19 protein-coding genes are annotated in these 14,739 nt (G+C 45.5%); 12 read left to right on the forward strand and 7 right to left on the reverse strand.

From position 1 onward, the window contains the following. The 7 genes from dnaX to infA form a co-directional block, all read left to right on the forward strand. Positions 1–1,888, forward strand: a 1,888-nt coding sequence (gene dnaX, locus Q7V21_RS16865) for a DNA polymerase III subunit gamma/tau (RefSeq protein WP_370654082.1), incomplete at its 5' end; no start/stop codon positions are given. An 18-nt stretch (positions 1,889–1,906) separates the two neighbouring features. After that, positions 1,907–2,215 carry a YbaB/EbfC family nucleoid-associated protein gene (locus tag Q7V21_RS16870; RefSeq protein WP_304918394.1) on the forward strand — a complete coding sequence of 103 codons (309 nt, stop codon included), beginning with the start codon at positions 1,907–1,909 and terminating at the stop codon, positions 2,213–2,215. Positions 2,216–2,223: 8 nt separating this feature from the next. Continuing rightward, on the forward strand, positions 2,224–2,823 hold the full coding sequence (gene recR / locus Q7V21_RS16875) for a recombination mediator RecR (protein ID WP_304918395.1): 600 nt from the start codon (positions 2,224–2,226) through the stop codon (positions 2,821–2,823). Positions 2,824–2,854: 31 nt separating this feature from the next. After that, on the forward strand, positions 2,855–4,033 hold the full coding sequence (locus tag Q7V21_RS16880; protein WP_304918396.1) for an EAL and HDOD domain-containing protein: 1,179 nt from the start codon (positions 2,855–2,857) through the stop codon (positions 4,031–4,033). 3 nt (positions 4,034–4,036) lie between these two features. After that, positions 4,037–4,762 (forward strand): leucyl/phenylalanyl-tRNA--protein transferase, encoded by a 726-nt coding sequence (gene aat, locus Q7V21_RS16885; protein ID WP_304918397.1) that lies wholly within the window; start codon positions 4,037–4,039, stop codon positions 4,760–4,762. Next, a complete protein-coding gene (locus Q7V21_RS16890; protein ID WP_304918398.1) occupies positions 4,752–5,465 on the forward strand; it encodes an arginyltransferase in 714 nt (237 codons plus the stop codon). Before aat ends, Q7V21_RS16890 begins: the two co-directional genes overlap by 11 nt. A 48-nt stretch (positions 5,466–5,513) precedes the next feature. After that, positions 5,514–5,732: a translation initiation factor IF-1 gene (infA, locus tag Q7V21_RS16895; protein ID WP_009726411.1), complete on the forward strand. Its 219-nt coding sequence runs from the start codon at positions 5,514–5,516 to the stop codon at positions 5,730–5,732. Positions 5,733–5,776: 44 nt separating this feature from the next. Here the strand turns inward: infA and Q7V21_RS16900 are convergent, their stop codons facing one another. Further along, the gene (locus Q7V21_RS16900; protein ID WP_304918399.1) at positions 5,777–6,262 is read right to left on the reverse strand and encodes a disulfide bond formation protein B; all 486 of its coding nucleotides are present in this window, start codon (positions 6,260–6,262) and stop codon (positions 5,777–5,779) included. A gap of 70 nt (positions 6,263–6,332) precedes the next feature. Here Q7V21_RS16900 and Q7V21_RS16905 point away from each other — a divergent pair, with 70 nt between their 5' ends. Beyond that, positions 6,333–6,845 (forward strand): zinc ribbon-containing protein, encoded by a 513-nt coding sequence (locus Q7V21_RS16905; RefSeq protein WP_304918400.1) that lies wholly within the window; start codon positions 6,333–6,335, stop codon positions 6,843–6,845. A 1-nt stretch (position 6,846) separates the two neighbouring features. Here the strand turns inward: Q7V21_RS16905 and Q7V21_RS16910 are convergent, their stop codons facing one another. The 4 genes from Q7V21_RS16910 to Q7V21_RS16925 are packed head-to-tail and all read right to left on the reverse strand — an operon-like array spanning position 6,847 to position 9,989. Then, positions 6,847–8,025: a cupin domain-containing protein gene (locus Q7V21_RS16910; RefSeq protein ID WP_304918401.1), complete on the reverse strand. Its 1,179-nt coding sequence runs from the start codon at positions 8,023–8,025 to the stop codon at positions 6,847–6,849. Beyond that, positions 8,022–8,621 (reverse strand): histidine phosphatase family protein, encoded by a 600-nt coding sequence (locus tag Q7V21_RS16915; RefSeq protein WP_304918402.1) that lies wholly within the window; start codon positions 8,619–8,621, stop codon positions 8,022–8,024. The genes Q7V21_RS16910 and Q7V21_RS16915 overlap by 4 nt, the downstream gene beginning before the upstream one ends. A 2-nt stretch (positions 8,622–8,623) precedes the next feature. Next, positions 8,624–9,064 carry an NfeD family protein gene (locus tag Q7V21_RS16920; protein ID WP_304918403.1) on the reverse strand — a complete coding sequence of 147 codons (441 nt, stop codon included), beginning with the start codon at positions 9,062–9,064 and terminating at the stop codon, positions 8,624–8,626. Between the two features lies 1 nt (position 9,065). Next, on the reverse strand, positions 9,066–9,989 hold the full coding sequence (locus Q7V21_RS16925) for an SPFH domain-containing protein (RefSeq protein ID WP_304918404.1): 924 nt from the start codon (positions 9,987–9,989) through the stop codon (positions 9,066–9,068). 130 nt (positions 9,990–10,119) lie between these two features. Here Q7V21_RS16925 and Q7V21_RS16930 point away from each other — a divergent pair, with 130 nt between their 5' ends. Continuing rightward, positions 10,120–10,755, forward strand: a complete 636-nt coding sequence (locus tag Q7V21_RS16930; RefSeq protein ID WP_304918405.1) for a CsiV family protein — start codon at positions 10,120–10,122, stop codon at positions 10,753–10,755. Here the strand turns inward: Q7V21_RS16930 and Q7V21_RS16935 are convergent. Both Q7V21_RS16935 and Q7V21_RS16940 read right to left on the reverse strand, forming a co-directional pair. Next, entirely contained in the window at positions 10,739–11,473 is a 735-nt protein-coding gene (locus Q7V21_RS16935; protein ID WP_304918406.1) for an S-methyl-5'-thioinosine phosphorylase, read from the reverse strand. The two genes, Q7V21_RS16930 and Q7V21_RS16935, sit on opposite strands and share 17 nt — an antisense overlap. Next, entirely contained in the window at positions 11,470–12,006 is a 537-nt protein-coding gene (locus Q7V21_RS16940; RefSeq protein ID WP_304918407.1) for a hypoxanthine-guanine phosphoribosyltransferase, read from the reverse strand. Before Q7V21_RS16940 ends, Q7V21_RS16935 begins: the two co-directional genes overlap by 4 nt. Before the next feature lie 66 nt (positions 12,007–12,072). Between Q7V21_RS16940 and Q7V21_RS16945 the strand changes: the two genes are divergently transcribed. Genes Q7V21_RS16945 through Q7V21_RS16955 form a run of 3 tightly spaced genes read left to right on the forward strand, consistent with a single transcriptional unit; the run spans position 12,073 to position 14,719 of the window. Then, a complete protein-coding gene (locus Q7V21_RS16945; RefSeq protein ID WP_304918408.1) occupies positions 12,073–12,990 on the forward strand; it encodes an ABC transporter substrate-binding protein in 918 nt (305 codons plus the stop codon). After that, on the forward strand, positions 12,987–13,760 hold the full coding sequence (locus Q7V21_RS16950; protein WP_304918409.1) for an ABC transporter ATP-binding protein: 774 nt from the start codon (positions 12,987–12,989) through the stop codon (positions 13,758–13,760). Before Q7V21_RS16945 ends, Q7V21_RS16950 begins: the two co-directional genes overlap by 4 nt. Beyond that, complete coding sequence (locus Q7V21_RS16955) at positions 13,757–14,719, forward strand: iron ABC transporter permease (RefSeq protein WP_304918410.1); 963 nt, start codon at positions 13,757–13,759, stop codon at positions 14,717–14,719. The genes Q7V21_RS16950 and Q7V21_RS16955 overlap by 4 nt, the downstream gene beginning before the upstream one ends. Positions 14,720–14,739 lie beyond the last annotated feature (20 nt).

Below are 14,739 nucleotides of genomic sequence, written 5' to 3' on the forward strand. Positions count from 1 at the left end.
AGGCCCGGAAGGGAGCAGCGCAGCCATCGGACTCGGGCGCCGAGATTGGGCTGGTTTGGGTCACCACCCTTATGACCACATTGGGTATCTGACAAGCTACATGAGTTATCTGGTACTGGCCCGCAAGTGGCGCCCCAAAAAGTTTGCCGAAGTTGTCGGCCAGCAGCATGTATTACGCGCGCTGATCAACGGTCTTGATCAAAACCGTCTGCATCATGCGTTTTTGTTTGCTGGAACTCGTGGGGTGGGCAAAACAACTTTAGCAAGGATCTTTGCTAAATCTCTCAACTGCGAACAAGGCATCAGCTCGACTCCATGCGGTGTATGTAATAGCTGCGTTGAAGTTGACAATGGTCGTTTTGTTGATTTGATTGAAGTTGATGCGGCCTCACGTACTAAAGTCGATGATACCCGTGAGCTGCTGGATAATGTTCAATATGCTCCCAGCCGTGGACGCTACAAAGTCTATCTGATTGACGAAGTGCATATGCTGTCTACCAGCAGTTTTAATGCTTTGTTAAAAACGCTGGAAGAACCTCCTCCCCACGTTAAATTCCTGTTTGCGACAACTGACCCTCAGAAATTGCCGGTCACTATTTTATCACGCTGTCTGCAATTCAATCTGCGTCGGCTGGATATCAAACAAATCGCCGATCATCTGGCGTTTATTCTGCAACAGGAAAACATAGAGTTTGAAACCGAGGCATTAAACCAGATTGCCTTTGCTGCCGATGGCAGTATGCGGGATGCACTGAGTTTACTGGATCAGGCAATTGCTTTTGCCGGTGGCAAAGTCACCTCAGAAATTGTCAGTCAGATGCTGGGCAGTGTTTCACAACAGCAACTGATTCAATTACTCGAAGCCTTTGCTGCCAAAGATGCCAAAGCACTGCTGGCGCATACTGACGAACTGGCTTCTTTAGGGCGTGATTTTGTCGTGGTGCTGGATGGTTTAATGACCAGCCTGCAGCGTATTGCAACAATCCAATTGATTGACGACACAGAGACTCTCGATCAGCAAGATGATGCGGCTTTACAAAATTTTGCCACTGTTTTCAGTGCTGAAACTGTACAACTGCTTTATCAAATAGCGTTGCATGGCAAGCGTGATATGCCTTATGCAGCTGATCCGCGCAGTGGTTTTGAAATGACCTTGTTACGCATGTTGAGTTTTCAGCCTCAAGCAGTCAATATCCATGCGGGACAGCCCCCCGTAAAAAAGTCGCAAGTTCACTCTGAGCCAGTGCCTGCCGCGGCACCGGAAACCCCATATATTGAAACGGCTGAGATGTCTTCTTCCACGACTGAAGAGACCCCTCCTTCCCCCTTTGAATCGACATCAGCATCCAAGCCTGAAGCTGAAACAAATACGGTAACACTTGAAATCAATGAACCGTCTTTAGAACATCAAACAGATTTCATTGCCGGAAAAGAGGCTCAGCAGACCCTGGCTTCAGAAGTTCAGCAACCGGAATCAGGCGATTCGCATCCGCTGATTAGTCTAACCACAGCTAACTGGACCACATTGATTGCACAGTTAAAACTTTCTGCTTTCGCCAGACAGCTCGCTGATCACTGTGCATTTATTCGCACCGATAACAATAAAATTTACCTTTCCGTTGCCCCCGAATTACAACATCTAGCCAATGAAAAATCTGTCGGAAAATTGCAAATAGCCGTCAGTAAACAACTCGATTTCGACGTCTCATTAGTATTTACTGAAGCAACAGATGGAGATAATGTACCGACATTGGCCGCTGAACGTGCGCAGCAAGCCGCTGAAATTCAACAACAAGCAGTGGATGCGATTCACAATGATCCCGTCGTGGAACAGATCAAAAACGCATTTAATGCCCGTATAATCGATACATCAATTAAACCCCTATAACTTTAAAGAGGATCTACTATGAAAGGTGGATTAGGTAATCTGATGAAACAGGCCCAGCAAATGCAGGCCAATATGCAAAAAGCCCAGGAAGAACTGGCCAAGGTTGAAGTGACCGGTCAGGCTGGTGGTGGCATGGTGCAAATCACCATGACCGGCAAACATGACGTAAAACGTGTGAGCATCGAAGACAGCCTGTTCCAGGATGATAAAGACATGCTTGAAGATCTGATCGCTGCTGCCGTTAATGACGCTGTGAGACAGGTTGAGAAAACCACTCAGGAACGTATGGCCGGTATGATGCCACCCGGCATGAAAATGCCTTTCTAGCATAAAATATGGCAACTCTCGGACCCAGTATTGATCAATTGATTCAGGCTCTGCGCTGTTTACCCGGCGTGGGCCCGAAATCCGCTCAGCGAATGACATTTCATTTACTGGAACGGGATCGCAGCGGTGGCGAGCATCTGGCTGAGATGCTGAGCAAAGCATTGGCTAATGTAAAACATTGCCAACGTTGCCGTATATTAAGCGAAACAGATATCTGTAGTCGCTGCAGTGATACTACCCGTCGTGAAGATCAACTGTGTATTGTGGAGATGCCTAGCGATGTTATTGCCATCGAACAGGCAACGCATTATAAAGGCCAATATTTTGTCCTGACAGGTCATTTATCACCTTTGGACGGTATTGGCCCTGAAGCGCTAGGCATACCCGCTCTGATTGAACGGTTCGAACAAAAAACCGTGACCGAAGTTATTCTGGCGACCAATCCTACGGTTGAAGGACAGGCTACAGCGCATTACATCAGCGAATTGGCTCGGGCAAGAGACATTTATGTGACGCGTTTGGCACATGGTATTCCACTGGGGGGTGAACTTGAGTATGTTGACAGTGGTACACTTTCTCATGCATTTTCTGGACGAGAAACCTATTAATCGAAACTGATTTTTTAAAGAGCGGATTTACATGACGGAAATCTACACGGCATACGACGCACTAAAACACTTTAACGGTCTCATTCACCGCCAGCCGTTGTTTATTTCCAAAAAGCTTGATGTAGATAGCTATCATCTGACCTTTCTAGATATCAATGGTAATTCTCTGGATGAAGATGCGCCGGTTCCTGAATTCCTCTCGCAGCTCTCGGATATTCTGCAAGCAATCAATCATAATCAAAAAACCTTATTAACTATTCCGGCATCCTGGCAACAAGCACTTTTTGAGTATTCAATGCCAGGTATTGATTTGATCATTGAAGCAAATGAAAAGTCATTAGCTAAACCGCCGTCCACACATGTCAGTTATGCCGTAAACGCAAAATCTGCAAATGGTCAAAGCCAGACCTTATTGATTGATTTAGATGTTTTTTCTGCAGACGAGTTATCCGCAAACTTACCTAAATGGCGTCAAAAGCATGCGGTTTTATGTGCATTAAATGTTAATGCAGCCAAGCAATTCAGCTTGTGTCAATTACACAATATCGATTTGTTGCAGGGATTTTTCTATACTCTGCCGGATACCAGTTTCGACAAAAAAATCGCTCCCGCGGCTCAAACCTTAATGGAACTACTGGTTAAATTACAGGATCCAGAAGTAGAGGTTGATGAGCTGGCTGAAATCATTAATCAAGATGTTGCCTTAAGCTATAAATTACTGCGTTTGATTAATTCTGCTTTTTTTGGCCTGCCTCGTGAGGTTGGCAGTACTCGGCAGGCCATTGTGATGCTGGGTCAGAATAAAATAAAAACCTGGGCCAGCCTGCTATGTCTGTCTGGACTCGATAATAAACCAAATGAACTACGCACTACCGCCATGATCAGAGGACGGATGTGTGAGCTGTTAGCAAAATATTACAAAGGCCATGCCGATGTGTTTTTTGCTGCTGGTCTGTTTTCTACTCTTGATGCACTGATGGATAAACCGCTTGAGGTGTTATTGCAAGACTTGCCGTTAAGTGAAGAATTGCATACTGCATTACTCCATAAAGAGGGTGCAGCAGGCATGGCATTAAATCAGGTATTGAATTACGAGCGCGGTAACTGGTCCGCCATTGATTATTCTATTGTAAGTGCCGATGCACTGTTGGCAGCATATCTTGATGCACTTTTCTGGGCGAAAGAGCTTAACTTACAACTTAATGATTAAATAATGGCTATCAGCTGGTTAGGTGTATCCGCAGACAGTCCATTCCCAGCAGTTGAACAAGCGACCTCACATGGCTTATTGGCTGCTGGTGGCGACTTATCTCTTACTCGGTTACTGAATGCATATCGTCAAGGGATCTTCCCTTGGTTTAATGCCTATGATCCGATTTTATGGTGGAGCCCAAATCCACGCATGGTCTTTCAAACGGATAATCTGCATATCAGTAAAAGTTTAAAAAAAGCACTAAAACAGAAACCTTTTAACATTACATTTGACCAAGATTTCAAAGCCGTAATGCAGGCCTGTGCGGCCCCCAGACAAGCTAAAAAAACTGACGAACAACATGAAACCTGGATCCATAACGAAATGATTGCGGCCTATACAGAACTGCATCAGGCTGGTTATGCGCATAGTGTGGAATGCTGGCAGCATGATCAGCTCGTTGGTGGTATTTACGGGGTATCCATTGGCAAAATGTTTTTTGGTGAATCCATGTTCAGTTATCAAACAAACGCTTCTAAAATTGCGCTAGTTGCTCTCGCCCAGCAGCTTAGACAGTGGCACTATCCGCTGATCGATTGTCAGGTGTATTCTGATCACCTGGCCCGCCTGGGTGCAATGACAATGCCAAGAGAAAGTTTTGTTCCGCAAGTGCAGCAGTTATGCGCCCTACCTGGCCAGCCCGGCAGTTGGCAAACAATCACATCCCCTTTTGTTTATGAGCCTTGATTTTTATCAGGACAGACCGCATGCCTGTTCATATCTTGAAGACCGGTTAGCGCGAAATATTTATCCCGATCCACTGCGGCCGCTAACAAACGCACTTTACAGTCAACTTATCCAACACGGATTCAGACGCAGCGGAGATCACGTATATCGACCATTCTGTCCGGCATGTGACGCCTGTGTGCCAGTCAGAATAGATGTGAATAACTTTCGACCGAACCGCAGTCAAAGACGTTGTCTACGTGACAATAATGATGTGTATATAAACATCACTCCAGCCGTTTTTAATGCGGAACACTTTGATCTCTATCAACGCTATCTTGCCCACAGGCATGCAGGAGGCGGAATGGATAATCCCAGTAAAGAAACCTATTTGCAGTTCCTCACCAGCAGCTGGAGTGATACGGCATTTATTGAATTCAGAACGCGGCAGGGTTTGCTCGCAGTTGCCATTACCGATTTTGTAACCAATGCAGCCTCAGCGTTTTATACTTTCTTTGATCCTGAGTGTGCTGCAAGAGGATTAGGCACTTTTGCTATATTGAAACAGATCGAGTTAGCGCAACAACAAAATCTGCCTTGGCTCTATTTAGGCTATTGGATCGGTGATAGTCCTAAAATGCGTTATAAGAGTCGTTTCTCCGCTTTACAACAATTTGATGGGCAATGGCACAATTTTGATAAAAAAGCTTTGAATAATCAGTGATTTTACGGCAAAATGGATCTTTTAATAGCTTGGTAATTTAAGACCTGTATGGCAAAAGAAGATCATATCGAATTCGAAGGCACTGTAATCGACACAATGCCTAATACTACTTTCCGTGTTGAACTGGAAAATGGTCATGTTGTAACAGCACATATTTCCGGCAAAATGCGTAAAAACTATATCCGCATCCTGACTGGTGACAAAGTAACTGTACAGCTGACACCTTACGACTTAAGCAAAGGCCGCATCGTTTATCGTGCCCGTTAGTCGCTCAACATAACCTAACATCTGCTTCGTTATTCAATTTCAGTTTATTGCTGCCGCCAGACAGCTAAAATAGCCAAGCCTAACATCCCCATAAAAGTCAGCAGCGTCCATGCAGGAATACTGAGGCTCAGAAACGTCCAAGAAACTTCGGCGCATTCTCCAGATCCCTTTAACACTAACGACAATGCATCCGTCAGCGGAAAATTTTCCATAATAAAACCCATTCCAGGTCCGCAACTTGGAACTTGATCTACTGGCAGGTTTTGCAGCCAGACATGCCGTGCTGAAATCGCCCCACCAATTAAAGCCGATAAACTGATCAATCCTGCATAAATTCGGATACCTGTTTTAGCAGGGTTATGTATGGCCGCGATTAAGAAAAATACTCCGGTAATCATCACAAACACACGTTGCAAAATACATAACGGACATGGCTCCAACTCCATTACATGTTGCATATATAAAGCAGCCAGAAACAAGCCGAAACAAAATAAGAACCCGCCAAACAAAAGCTTGCGTGCTGTGATCAAAACGGTTTCCTCCGTTGGATTAATTTGTGCTAAGTTAACCTAAAAACCGCATCAGATAAAGGCTTAAGTCATGTCAGATAATAACTTCGAAGAAAAGTTCACCGCCGCCTATGACAAAATGATGGAACGCATCCATCACTTTTTTGATGATGCTGAAGCGAATGCTGTTCCAACTCTTAAGCAACGTATCGAACTGGCAAAACTTCGTGCTATTGAATTACGTGAAGTGACTGCAGAAGAAGCCGACAAGATTGCCTATTACGTTGAACGGGATTTACAGGATGCAGCAGAATATCTTGAAACCACAGGAAAAGAATTTTCCACCTGGTTTAATTTTGATTTACAACTAGTTGAAGAACGGCTTTATGAATTATTTGCTTCCGTTGCCGATCGGACTCGGCTTGAACTCGGCCAATTAGCCACGCAAGCACAAATGGCCTTGCAGTATCACACTGGAGAAATTACCGGCATCGGCACTTTAGTTTGTGATTCCTGCGGCACAGAAATGCACTTTAAAAAAACCGGACGCATTCCACCTTGCCCGAAATGTCACCATACCGAATTCAAACGTCAGACTAAATAGCTCAAATAAAGTCTTCCGGCCAATACCACGCGCCTTCGGCAATCAACTCGCAGCAGGCCTCCATTAACATTGGAAAGTTGCGGATTGATTGCCAATCTGTTTCATGAATTTGCGCTTTAGTGGTTAACCATGAGAGATGTTCTGCAGCGGCAAGTTCAACGCGATAGGCTTCTCCGGCTACAAATAAATACGCTGCTACTGAATGTTTGTGCCAGGCAAAACGTAAATACTCATTGCGCTGCAAATACTCACCCGCCCTGAAGCGTTCATCCAGTTCAACTAATGTGAGTTTATCGGTTACAAATTCTTCGGCCAAATCCTGCAACGTTGATTTGGTTTCGGTAACCAGCCGTCCGACAGCTAAAGATATCAAATCGTTATTGTCAGTTATGCTGTCGAGCAGTAACGTCTGAAAACGCTGGATTGCAGTGGTATCAATCTCGGTTGCAGAGTGAATAACCTTCACATCAGCATCTGCATACAGTTGTTCGGCAATATCCTGCTCCAGCAAAGTATGACTGAATGCATCGAGCAACTGTAACTGCGATGGAGCTCTAAACCCCACCGAAAACGTCAAACAGGGGTTTAATGCGACACCATGATGGGCAAAGTGTGGTGGTAGATAGAGCATGTCTCCGGGCTGTAACTCCCAATCCTGATCAGCTGAAAACTGCTGCAATATGCGTAAATCAGTATCATCTCTGAAAACTGCATCAACTAACGGCTTATCACTGATTTGCCAATGTCTGGTCCCCTGTGCCTGAAGTAAGAACACATCATAGCTATCTGTATGTGGCCCCACCGATCCGCCTTCAGGTGCATAACTGATCATTACATCATCACGGCGCCAGTCTGCGAGAAAATCAAAGGCTGTGAGCAGGTTTTGCAGAGGCGGATAATGTTTATCCATATCCTGTACCAGCAAAGTCCAATGCGTCTCTGGTAAATCGGCAAAATCCTCTTCGTCAAATGGACCATGCCGCAGTTGCCAGGGCTTGTCACCGTATTCCTCAATCAACCGTGATTCGACTTCTGCCTCACCAGCGAACGCCGCAAGATCATCCGGGCTAAGATCGCTGACAGGCATAGAAAAAGCCTGCCGGATCACTAAAGGTTTTTTTTGCCAGTATTCATCCAGAAACTGCTGCTGGCTGAGACCGGTATTAAAAAACGCTGTCATAGCGTCCCCGCATGGAACTGTAACTGGGGATAGAGTCGTGGGCCTTCGTTGTATATCACAACGCGGCTGATAGCCGCATAAGGCACTTGAATTCGAAACATAGCTTCTAAAGGCATCGCTAATATCTCGGTGAGAATCACACGAATCACGCCAACATGAGCGACCAATAAAATATGTTTATCGGTATGGGATTGCACTAGCGTTTGCCAGGCTTGCTGAATACGCTTTTGAAACGCCAAAAGTGGTTCGGCATTCGCGGGAGTATTGTTAATCGGATCATCATAGAATGCATAAAATGCTGCTTTATGATGTTGCTCCAATTCACTGGCAGTTTTACCTTCCCAATCACCAAACCCTATTTCAGTAAATTGCTGATCCAGTTGCAGTGGAATGGCATGATTATCCGCAAGTTCTTGAGCAAAATCCGCACAGCGACTTAGGGTCGAACTGACAATGTGCTGCCAGGGAGGAAGATTCGCAGTAGCAGAGCGCATTTGCTGCCACCCCAGCTCACTTAAAGGGTCATCGAGCTGCCCGCGATAACGCATTCCGCCCTGGGGTTCTCCATGACGCATTAAATCGATCAGTAAAGCCATCGTTAACCAATAATTTCAACTTTAAGAATGACGTTATCCACAGCGATAACTTGAACACGAGTGCCCGTTTGGCAGTCTGGACCATGCACTTTCCAGGTGGAGTCATCAAGGATCACTTTGCCCTGTCCGTTCACAATCGGGTTGGTCAGCGTAATAATACGGCCGATATGTTGTTCGCCACGCCGATTGAGTAATGGTTCATCCGTTGCAATCGGATGTTTGACATAATATCTGCGCCACAGCACGATACTTAACACCGATAACACGGCAAACATCAACCATTGAAACTGCCATGGTATGTCTGGAAATAGCAGCAATAACAGACCGGTGATAAATGCCGCGATTCCCAACCACAATGCAAAAAAACTCGGCAAGATAATTTCCAGTGTTATCAACACCACCGCCAAAACCCACCAATGCCAGAAATCTACGATAAAGGGCATATCACTTCTCTTTACTGATGAAGGCTTCCTTGGCAAGCTCGGTAATGCCGGCCAATGAACCAATTACGCTACTCGCTTCCAGTGGCATCATAATGATTTTATGGTTGTTGGCACTGGCCATATCTTTGAGTGCTTCAATGTATTTCTGTGCAACAAAGTAGTTCACTGCCTGAACATCACCTTGAGCAATGGCTTCTGAAACCATAGTAGTCGCTTTTGCTTCCGCTTCTGCCAGACGCTCACGGGCTTCGGCATCCCGGAAAGCAGCTTCCCGACGACCTTCAGCTTCCAAAACAGCAGCTTGTTTTTCACCTTCTGCGCGTAGGATTTCTGATTGGCGATGTCCTTCGGCTTCAAGAATATTGGCGCGCTTAATCCGCTCGGCTTTCATTTGACGGCCCATGGCTTCAATCAGATCAGCCGGTGGCTCAATATCCTTGATTTCAATACGGGTGACTTTAATTCCCCAGGGTGTGGTTGCGTCATCCACCACCGTCAATAATCGCGTGTTGATTTCATCACGTTTGGATAACAGTTCATCCAGATCCATTGAGCCCATCACTGTCCGTACATTGGTCATGGTTAAATTCAGAATCGCGTTATCCAGGCCACTGACTTCATAAGCAGCTTTTGCGGCATGAATAACCTGATAAAACACTATGCCATCAACCCGTACCATCGCATTATCCTTGGTGATAATGCCTTGTGAAGGCACATCCAAAACCTGCTCCATCATATTGATGCGTGCGCCGATCTTATCAATCACCGGCACAATCAGATTTAAACCCGGACGCAGGGTCTTGGTATAGCGCCCAAAACGTTCAACCGTATATTCCCAGCCCTGATCGACCGACTTGACGCCCATTAAAATCAGGACAACGGCCAGTACCAGCACCACGATGACAAATAGCGAAAAACCTTCCATTACTCTGCTCCATTGCGACTTTTAATGTTCATTGGATGATACCAGCAATGCACAATAAACGGGTGGATCTTGGACTTTTTCGGGTCAGCGTTAGACAATAGCCACATTCGTCATCCGGGACTGCTTTTCTATGAAATTTCTAAACCTAACCAACAGCATATTATTTGTCGCTTTAATGAGTTTTGGTCTCACCGCACAAGCTCAGCAGTGGTATCACGTTGAATTGGTTGTGTTTGAAGTGCTTAATCCATCAGACAATGAACAATCCCCTCTATTTACCTTGCAGGATCCCGCCCCATTACGCGTTGGTATGGCTAACAATGCTATTCAACCCGCCGATAATAAAAATCTCGGTGATATTGCACAGCGTTTGCGCAATTCAGCGGGCTATCGTGTCGTCAGTCATGAATCGTGGCAACAAGCGGTAGGTAATCGTAATCGTGCGCAGGCAGTCGCAATAGAATCCGATCGGGTAAAAGGTCAGGTGCGTTTTCATATCGCCACCTACCTGCATGCCAATCTGGATCTGTGGTTACAGGATGGTGTGCGTTCGGTTGAAAGTGATTCCTTCCATACTTTGCATCAACCACGTTTAGTGGAATTACGCCGTATTCGTAGTCGTCAGGTACATTATTTTGATCACCCGCGGTTTGGGGCTATTTTGCAACTGATCCCAGTATCTACTCCGGATCAGGTATTAACCAATATGACCGGCCCGGAAACCTATTCCTTGCCTTCTGAGGGTGAAGCTACAACAGCGGAATAGCACACTTCAGTAAGCGATGAACCTGACCCATTGTTGCATCCATGGTTTCCAGAATGACTTCGATGGACACTGGATGTGAACTCATGCCAGCGGCATGATTAGCGACAATCGCAATACTGGCATAGGCGATATTTAGCTCTCTGGCCAATACTGCTTCGGGCATCAAGGTCATGCCCACCATATCGGCGCCATCCTGTTTAAATTTGCGGATCTCGGCAGCGGTTTCCAGTCTTGGTCCCTGGGTGACAGCATAAACTCCGCCATCGATCACATTCATTTCTTCAATATTGGCAGCCAACTGTATTTGCTGACGCAGGGTCTCATCAAATGGATAAGTGAAATCAATATGTTTATCCGCTGAAAAATCCTCACTGGCAAAACTGGATTCCCTCCCCCAGCTGTAATCAATCAACTGATCAGGTAAGGCGATGGTGCCGGGGTTGTATGCTTCAGTAATACCTCCCACCGAAGCGACAGCGAGGATTTGATCAACGCCTAACTGATGCATCGCCCAGATATTGGCCCGATAATTAATCAAATGTGGCGGAATAGTATGATGTTCGCCATGCCTGGGTAGAAAAGCGACATCTTTACCGGCAAACTTGCCTATCATTAATGGTGCTGATGGTTCACCAAAAGGTGTTTCGCGCTGCATTTGCTGTTCAAGCACCAAACCGTCTAACTGAGTTAAACCACTGCCACCAATCAATCCGATCATGATGCATTTTCCTTGATAGCAAAAATACCAGGCGCATTACGCAGATGGCCTTTGTAATCCATGCCAAAGCCGAAAACATAACGGTCTGGCAACTGTAAACCTATATATTCCGGTTGAATGCCATATTTATTATTGTGCTGTTTATCTGTTAAAACCAGCGCTTTCACTGAAATAGCACCAGCCTGCTGACAAAAGTCCCGCAACGCCGTTAGGGTCACACCGTGATCATAGATATCATCTACCAGCAGAACATGCCGTTGATTAAGATCAATATTCGGCTTTGCACGCCAATTCAATTCACCGCCAACAGTTTTATCCCCATAGCGGGTAGCATGAATATAATCGGTTTCCAAATTAAACGGCAGCTTTGGCAGCAAATGTCCCATGGTCATCACCGCGCCATTCATTACGCACAACAACACCGGATTTTTATCGTGGTAATCCTCGTCCAGCTGCGTTGCCAGTCGTTCCAAACTTTCATCAATCTCCTGCAAAGTAAACAAACACTCTGCTTTTGACATTATCTGCTTCATACACCTTACCTATCTGCATCAAGATCAGGCAGTATAATAAGCTGTTTTAGGTACGGGAAAGCCAAAATGGCACGTTTTTGGCCGATTCTGCTGTTTATCACGGTATTTATTTTCGTCTGGCTGCAGCCTGAAAAACCGCAGCCAGATAGCATTGCGTCTGCAATATCGTCCCCCCAACGCATCATTAGTCTGGCTCCCAGCATCACTGAAACACTGTTTGCCATCGAAGCTGGCGACAAGGTGATTGCGGTAACAGACTACTGTCAATATCCCGCACAAGTAACAAACTTACCCAAAGTTGGGGGATATCTTGACCCGAATCTGGAACAGATTGTTCGGTTAGATGCGGATATGGTGATCCTGCTGGAGCGTCAGCACGCGCTAAAAAAGCAGCTGCAACAATTAGGCATTGCCACATTAAGTATCGATAATTCCAGTCTGGCCGGTATTCGTCGCAGTATCATTGATATCGCCTCTGCTGTAGGGCAAAGCGCACAAGCTGAGAACCTGATTGCTGATTTTGATGCTCGGCTTGAAACCCTTCGCCAAAAAGTGGCCGGGCACCCCAAACCCAGCGTTTTAATCGCAATTGCTCATAGCTCCAATACCAATTATTTGGATAAAGTTTATATCGCCGGGCAACAGGATTTTTATAATGATTTATTGCCTTTCCTTGGTGCCACCAATGTCTATCAAGGTACACGTCTGCGCGTTCCAGCGCTCTCAACAGAGGGATTATTACGCCTTAACCCTGAAGTTATTATCGATATTTTCCCGGATGCTGAAGTGTATTCGCCGGATATCGCTGCACTAAAGCAACAATGGCAACGGCTCGATAAAATCAATGCGATTCAAAACAATCAATTACACATTATTCAAGCGGATTACGCAGTGATCCCCGGCCCCAGGATTATTCAATTAGCTGAACATCTGGCACAGATTTTCCATCCTCAAATTGATTGGGAAAAGGTGGATTCACATTGATTAGTGCTCACGATATTTCGGTCAAGATTGCCGACAAAACATTAGTTGAGGCCATTAGTTGTGATATCGCGCAAGGTGACTACCTGTGCATTGTTGGTCCAAATGGCTCAGGGAAAAGCACTTTCTTAAAAACCCTGATCGCGATTTTGCCAATTCATCAAGGCAAACTTACCATTGATTCCAGGCCAATTTCGCAGTTTAGCCACAAAAAACTGGCACGGCTTATCAGTTATGTTCCGCAAAATGGTGGAAACCATCTGAGCTTTACCGTGGATGACTATGTGCGAATGGCTAGATATAGCCATCACCATGTCTTTTCAGAATGGCAATCCTATGATCACGATATAGTGGAAAATGCCCTTGATATCACCGAATGTCAGCCTTTTCGCCATCGCAAGATGTCAACCTTAAGTGGTGGTGAATGTCAGCGAGTGATGATCGCAGCTGCTTTAGCGCAGGATACGCCTGTATTGATTTTGGACGAACCGACTGCATTTCTGGATCCACATCATCAGGTGGCAGTTCATCAACTGATCCGTAAGCTCAATCAGCAGCATCATAAAACCATTATTGAAGTCACCCACGATATTAATCACGCTGCGCAGCACAGCAAACATGTGCTGGCCTTACTCGATGGTAAATGCCTGTGGCATGGTCCGGCTGAACAGTTTCTTAATGCCGAGCGTTTACAACAACTTTACCAACAAGCCTTTGTGTTTATAAAACACCCGCGCTATGACCGACTGATTGCCTTGGCGGATGAATCATGAGCATAAGACTTAAACTGTTCGGCTTGAGCCTGTTTACCGTTATGGTGGTAATTATCAGTCCATGGCTGGATTTTGCAGCGGCTGGTTCCGCAGAAATCCAGCAAATGATCATCTATGAATTGCGTATTCCTAGAGTGTTATTTGCATTTACCGCGGGCTGTGGGCTGGCGCTTTGTGGCATGGTGTTTCAAGCAATGTTCCGTAATCCGCTAGCCACGCCATTTACACTCGGTGTCGCCAGTGGCGCGTCGTTAGGTGCGGCAATCAGTGTTTATGCAGGTATTAGTTTCACGGTTTTAGGATTAAGTGCCACCAGCCTAAGTGCATTTGCCGGTGCGTTAATCGCCATCAGTTTTGTTTACAGCATCAGTCGATTTCGATTTGGTTTTTCTGGTGAAACCTTATTGCTAACCGGTGTTGCTATCAGTTTTTTCTTTTCCAGCCTGATCCTGTTTATTCAATATCTCAGTAATGTGGCCGATTCTTTTCAAATCATTCGCTGGTTGATGGGCAGTTTAACCGTTGTCGGTTACCAGGAATTAAAGCAACTGTTACCTTTTGTTACACTGACGGCAGTAGTGATTATTTATCTGAGTCGTGAACTGAATTTGTTAATGGCCGGTGATGAAATAGCCTCAAGTAGAGGTGTTTCAGTGAAGTATGTTCGCTATGCATTATTCTTTGTCACCTCGTTATGCGTAGGTGCTATCGTTGCCTTGTGCGGGCCGATTGGCTTTGTCGGCATGATGGTGCCACATATATGTCGATTGATAATTGGAGAAGATCATCGCTATCTGATACCGGCAACCCTGCTGTTCGGCGGTAGCTTTTTAGTGATTTGCGATACGATCGCCCGATTAATCATTGCTCCTGCAGAATTGCCGGTTGGCGTTATCACCACACTATTAGGCGGACCGTTTTTCTTATGGTTGTTAATGCGCTATAAAACTCAGCATTAATGCAGATGGCGGACAGTTTG

This window comes from Methylophaga sp. (genome assembly GCF_030651745.1).